7 protein-coding genes are annotated in these 5,026 nt (G+C 65.1%); 6 read left to right on the top strand and 1 reads right to left on the bottom strand.

The window, feature by feature from the left end; genetic code table 11:
- From I5M_RS09500 to I5M_RS09475, 6 genes are all read left to right on the top strand, one after another.
- Positions 1-209: twin-arginine translocase TatA/TatE family subunit (locus tag I5M_RS09500; protein WP_022721185.1), on the top strand; the 209-nt coding region annotated here is incomplete at its 5' end.
- A 153-nt stretch (positions 210-362) separates the two neighbouring features.
- Positions 363-914, top strand: a complete 552-nt coding sequence (gene tatB / locus I5M_RS09495) for a Sec-independent protein translocase protein TatB (RefSeq protein ID WP_022721184.1) — start codon at positions 363-365, stop codon at positions 912-914.
- Complete coding sequence (tatC, locus tag I5M_RS09490) at positions 911-1,723, top strand: twin-arginine translocase subunit TatC (RefSeq protein WP_022721183.1); 813 nt, start codon at positions 911-913, stop codon at positions 1,721-1,723. Before tatB ends, tatC begins: the two co-directional genes overlap by 4 nt.
- A 66-nt stretch (positions 1,724-1,789) precedes the next feature.
- Entirely contained in the window at positions 1,790-2,047 is a 258-nt protein-coding gene (locus tag I5M_RS09485) for a hypothetical protein (protein ID WP_022721182.1), read from the top strand.
- Between the two features lie 127 nt (positions 2,048-2,174).
- On the top strand, positions 2,175-3,692 hold the full coding sequence (serS, locus tag I5M_RS09480; protein WP_022721181.1) for a serine--tRNA ligase: 1,518 nt from the start codon (positions 2,175-2,177) through the stop codon (positions 3,690-3,692).
- Positions 3,693-3,783: 91 nt separating this feature from the next.
- A complete protein-coding gene (locus I5M_RS09475; protein WP_022721180.1) occupies positions 3,784-4,332 on the top strand; it encodes a CAP domain-containing protein in 549 nt (182 codons plus the stop codon).
- Positions 4,333-4,508: 176 nt separating this feature from the next.
- On the opposite strand, the gene I5M_RS09470 is transcribed toward I5M_RS09475, so the two are convergent.
- A complete protein-coding gene (locus I5M_RS09470; protein ID WP_022721179.1) occupies positions 4,509-4,817 on the bottom strand; it encodes a hypothetical protein in 309 nt (102 codons plus the stop codon).
- Between the last annotated feature and the right edge of the window lie 209 nt (positions 4,818-5,026).

The following is a 5,026-nucleotide window of genomic DNA, read 5'->3' as shown; positions in this document are numbered from 1 at the left end:
TCGTCGTCATCGCCGTGGTTCTTCTGCTGTTCGGCCGTGGCAAGATCTCGGACCTGATGGGCGACGTCGCGCAGGGCATCAAGGCCTTCAAGAAGGGCATGCAGGACGATGAAAAGACTGCCGAAAAGCCCGAGCCGGTGAAGTCGATCGACCACACCGCGACGACCGCTGCGCCGACCCACAGCGACGTCGGCAGCAAGGCGGTCTGACGCTGCCGCCGGACGGTGCCAGGTCACAAAGTGGCCCGGCAGACCGGCAGCGCAGCGAAGCTGCTTGTGGCAGAGAGCCGCCTCGGGCAGGAGTGAGGGCTGAGGCGGCGAGTGCAGCTCCGCCGGCGCAGCAGGGCACGTTCGGCATTTCGCATGTTCGACATCGGGTGGAGTGAACTGGTGGTGATCGGGGTGGTCGCGCTGATTGCGATCGGCCCGAAGGAATTGCCCGGCGTGCTGCGCATGGTGGGGCAATGGATGGGCAAGGCGCGCAAGCTCGCCGGCGAATTCCAGGGCCAGTTCCAGGAGGCGATGCGCGAGGCCGAAATGGCCGACCTCAAGAAGTCGTTCGATGACATTCGCGAGGCGACCAGCGGACTGTCCACCAACAATGTGCTGACCAAGCTCGGGTCCGAACTGTCCGAAGCGGCGACGATCGACAAGGCTGCTCTGGACGCGCCGCTGATGCAGCCGACTACGCCGGCCCCGCCGACCACCGAGACTTTCATCGAAGCCGCCGCCCACGACGCGACAACGTCGGAGCCGCTGGCGATCGTCAGCGAAGCCCAGGCCGCGGCAGTCGAGACCTCGCATCTGCCGGTGCCTGCCGAAACCCACGCGCTGGCTGCGGCCGACAGCGTGCCGCCCGATCTGGCGCATCCTGCGCCGCCCCCCGAACTGCCGAAGGACGCGTCCGCCACATGAGCGCCGAGGATATCGAAGCCTCCAAGGCGCCGTTGATGGACCATCTGATCGAGCTGCGCTCGCGGCTGATCAAGGCGCTGCTCGGCTTCGGCATCGCTTTCATCTTCTGCTTCTTCTTCGCCAAGCAGATCTACAACGTGCTGGTCTGGCCGTTCGTCTGGGTCGCGGGGCCGGAGAACTCGAAGTTCATCTACACCGCGCTGCTCGAATACTTCCTCACCCAGCTCAAGCTGGCGATGTTCGGTGCCGGCTTCATCTCTTTCCCGATCATCGCGACGCAGATCTACAAGTTCGTCGCGCCGGGCCTCTACAAGCACGAGAAGAACGCCTTCCTGCCGTATCTGGTGGCGACCCCGGTGTTCTTCATCCTCGGCTCGCTGCTGGTGTATTTCGTCGTGCTGCCGATGCTGGTGCGGTTCTCGCTCGGCATGCAGCAGGCGGGCGGTGCCGAGACTGCGCAGATCCAGCTCTTGCCCAAGGTCGGCGAATATCTGTCGCTGATGATGTCGCTGATCTTCGCGTTCGGCCTGGCGTTCCAGCTTCCCGTTATCCTGACGCTGCTCGGCCGCATCGGCATCATCACGGCCAAGCAGCTCAAGGACAAACGCCGCTACTTCATCGTCGTGGCCTTCGTCATCGCCGCGGTGCTGACCCCGCCCGACGTCATCAGCCAGGCCTCGCTGGCATTCCCTCTGCTGGCCCTCTACGAGGGCTCGATCATCGCCGTCGGCATTGTCGAGAAGAAGCAGGCTGCCGCGGCAGCAGCGGCCGCCGCCAACGACAGCGGCACATCGACGCCGGAGGAGTAGGGCGGTAACTGCCCGCGGTTGCGCTAGCCTGCAAAAATCCTATCCTCATTCAAGTGAGGATGGTTGATGGCTTTCGCGTTTGATACTCTGGGTTACGCCAAGCGCTTGCGAAGCGTCGGCGTTCCAAACGAGCAGGCGGAGGCGCACGCCGAAGCGGCGCGCGAGTTCATCATGGCCGAACTGGTGACCAAGACAGATATGAACGCCGCCATGGAGACGCTGACCTTGCGGCTAACAGTCCGCCTGGGTGGCATCGTTGCGGCTGGGTTTGGGGTGCTCGCCGCAGCGGTGGGCATCGCGGCGGCCCTGCTTCGGACGCATTGAGCCGACCGCAAAGCGCCAGACCCTCGCCGTTATGCCGGCCTTGTGCCGGCCGCTCACGTCTTTTACAGACCCTCATCCGCAAAGACGTGGATGGCCGGGACGAGCCCGGCCATGACGGGGCGAAACCATGCACGACATCAAAGCGATCCGCGAAAATCCCGAAGCATTCGACGCCGCCTTTACGCGGCGCGGCTTGGCGCCGATCGCACGGTCGCTGCTCGACCTCGACGAAGCGCGGCGTAAGGCCGTGCTCGCGTCTGAGCAGGCCCAGGCGCGGCGCAATGCGGCGTCCAAGGAGATCGGCGAGGCCAAGAAGGCCAAGGACAACGCCCGCGCCGACGCGCTGATGGCCGAGGTCGCCGAACTGAAGACGACGATGCCGGCGCTCGACGCCGCCGTGAAGGAGGCCGACGAGGCGCTGAAAAAGGCGCTGTCGGAAATCCCGAACCTGCCGCTCGCCGAGGTGCCGGAAGGCGCCGACGAGCACGGCAATGTCGAGCATCACCGCTTCGGCGAAAAGCCGAGCTACGCGTTTACGCCGAAGGCTCACTACGACCTCGGCGAAGCGCTCGGCATGATGGACTTCGAAGCCGCCGCGAAAATGAGCGGCGCGCGCTTCGTCGTGCTGAAGAAGGGTCTCGCCCGTCTCGAACGCGCGATCGGCCAGTTCTTCCTCGACGTCCACACCGGCGACCACGGCTATACGGAAGTGAACCCGCCGCTGTTGGTGCGTGATACTGCTATGTTTGGCACGGCACAGCTGCCCAAGTTTGAGGACGACCAATTCTTCGCGGGACGTATCAACGATCTTGATATTCGCCAGCAGGTAGAGGCGCTGGAGGCTTTCTCTAGTGACACTGAAGAGGAAGAATACGCTAAGGCCAGCGGAAACCCTCAACTCTTGAATGCTTTCAGGAAGTATTTGGCGGCGAAGCACGAAGAAGATCCTCCTGCCCCGGATGTTTGGATCGATTTCTATAAGGGTGAGTACGCTAAGGCTCGAATAGCCCATCATCGTGGCGTTCCTGCACGCCTCTGGCTCATCCCTACCGCCGAAGTCTCCCTCACCAATCTCGTCCGCGAATCCATTCTCGACGAAAGAGAGCTGCCGATGCGGCTCACCGCGCTGACGCCGTGCTTCCGTGCCGAGGCAGGCGCGGCGGGGCGGGATACGCGCGGCATGATCCGGCAGCATCAGTTCACCAAGGTCGAGCTGGTGTCGATCACCACGCCGGAGCAAAGCAAGGACGAGCACGAGCGGATGCTGGCTTGCGCCGAGGAGGTGTTGCGCCGGCTCGGGCTGCATTATCGCGTCATGACGCTGTGCACCGGGGACATGGGCTTCGCGTCGCAGAAGACCTACGACATCGAAGTGTGGATGCCGGGGCAGGGCGAGGGCGGCGCCTATCGCGAGATCTCGTCGTGCTCGGTGTGCGGCGACTTCCAGGCCCGCCGCATGGATGCGCGGTCGCGCGGTCCGGACGGCAAGCCGCGCTTCGTCCACACGCTGAACGGCTCGGGGACCGCCGTCGGCCGGGCGCTGATCGCGGTGATCGAGAACTATCAGCAGGAAGACGGCTCGATCGCCGTGCCCGACGTACTGCAGCCTTATATGGGCGGGCTGAAGGTGATCGCGAAGGCCTAGCACGATGAGTCTCTCCGTCATTGCGAGCGAAGCGAAGCAATCCAGCCTCGTGCACGGAGCTGGATTGCTTCGTCGGCTTTGCCTCCTCGCAATGACGTTATTACTTTCGTTCGCTGTCAGCCCGCCCGCCTTCGCCGCGTCTCCCGCCGAGCTCGTCTCGCAATTCCGCGCCCAGCACGGCGAGGGCAAGGTCACCGTCGATGCCGGCCTCACCGAAGTCGCGCGCGAGCAGGCTGTGGCGATGGCGGCCAAGGATGAGCTCAGCCACGAGGTCGCCGGGCCGTTCACGCGGCGCATCGCCAAGGCCAAGGTCGGCAGCGCCGGCGAGAACATCGCCTACGGTTACACCGACTTTCCCCGCACGCTGAACCAGTGGATCAACTCGCCGCCGCATCGGCGAAATCTGCTGCTGCACGGCGCCTCGCTGTTCGGCGTCGCCAGCGCGCATAGCGCCAGCGGCAAAACCTATTGGGCAATGGCGATCGGCGCGCCCGAGGACAAGCCGAAGCGCGAGAAGAAGCCGGCACGTGTGGCCGGCCACGGCGCCGCCGCGACCCACACGGCGAAGCGCGAGGCGCCAGCCGCGCGCCCCGCGCCTAAGCGGGATTGCACGATCCGCATGCTGGGGATGTGTATCTGACGTGCCCGTTTGCTACTTGCACAACCTCCTCCTGAGGAGCCCCGGCGAAGCCGGGGCGTCTCGAAGGATGGGCTCCGCGTAGCAACGTCTTGGCCTGATGGTTCGAGACGCCCGGCTTCGCTGCGCTATGCCGGGCTCCTCACCATGAGGGACCTACGCTGGCTCGCAGCGCCAAGTTACTCCGCCGCCACCTTGTGGGCCTTCTCGGCGGCGAGGTCGCGGTCCATGATGGCGCGACAGCCGGTCGACAGCGACGTGCGGTTGGCGCGCATGCAGGCGGTGATCTTGGGGATGTTGGGGATCTCCGAGCTGCACAGCCGGAACGCGTCGCTGGTGCACATCTGCGCGGCTTCCTGGCTGTAGGCGAAGCTCGCCGTCGAGGACAGCGGCAGCAGGCCGGCGACGACCAGCGCCAGGGCGGCGCGGCGCAGCGAGGAAGTCGTCGAGGACGAGGTCGAGGACGTCTTGGAGCTGGTGGTGGTCATGGTCGTTCCCCTTAAGTGAAGCCGCGCTGGCGGCGTGTGCGATGGACGACCCTCGCACCCGTCGGTTCCGCGGACTGTGATACCGGTCACGCGGCCTGAACGTCCCCACAGCGGCGGCTAGGCCTTTCATCCCGGCGCGGCAGCGCTGTCGTGTCCCGTCCGGTATTTGCCTCTGGGGGAATCGGCGGATAAAACCGGCCCCCACAGCC

The sequence above is a fragment of the Rhodopseudomonas sp. B29 genome, assembly GCF_000333455.1.
GTDB lineage: Bacteria > Pseudomonadota > Alphaproteobacteria > Rhizobiales > Xanthobacteraceae > Rhodopseudomonas.
Note: the sequence above shows the minus strand (reverse complement) of the source record. Positions and strands in the feature narration are given on the sequence as shown.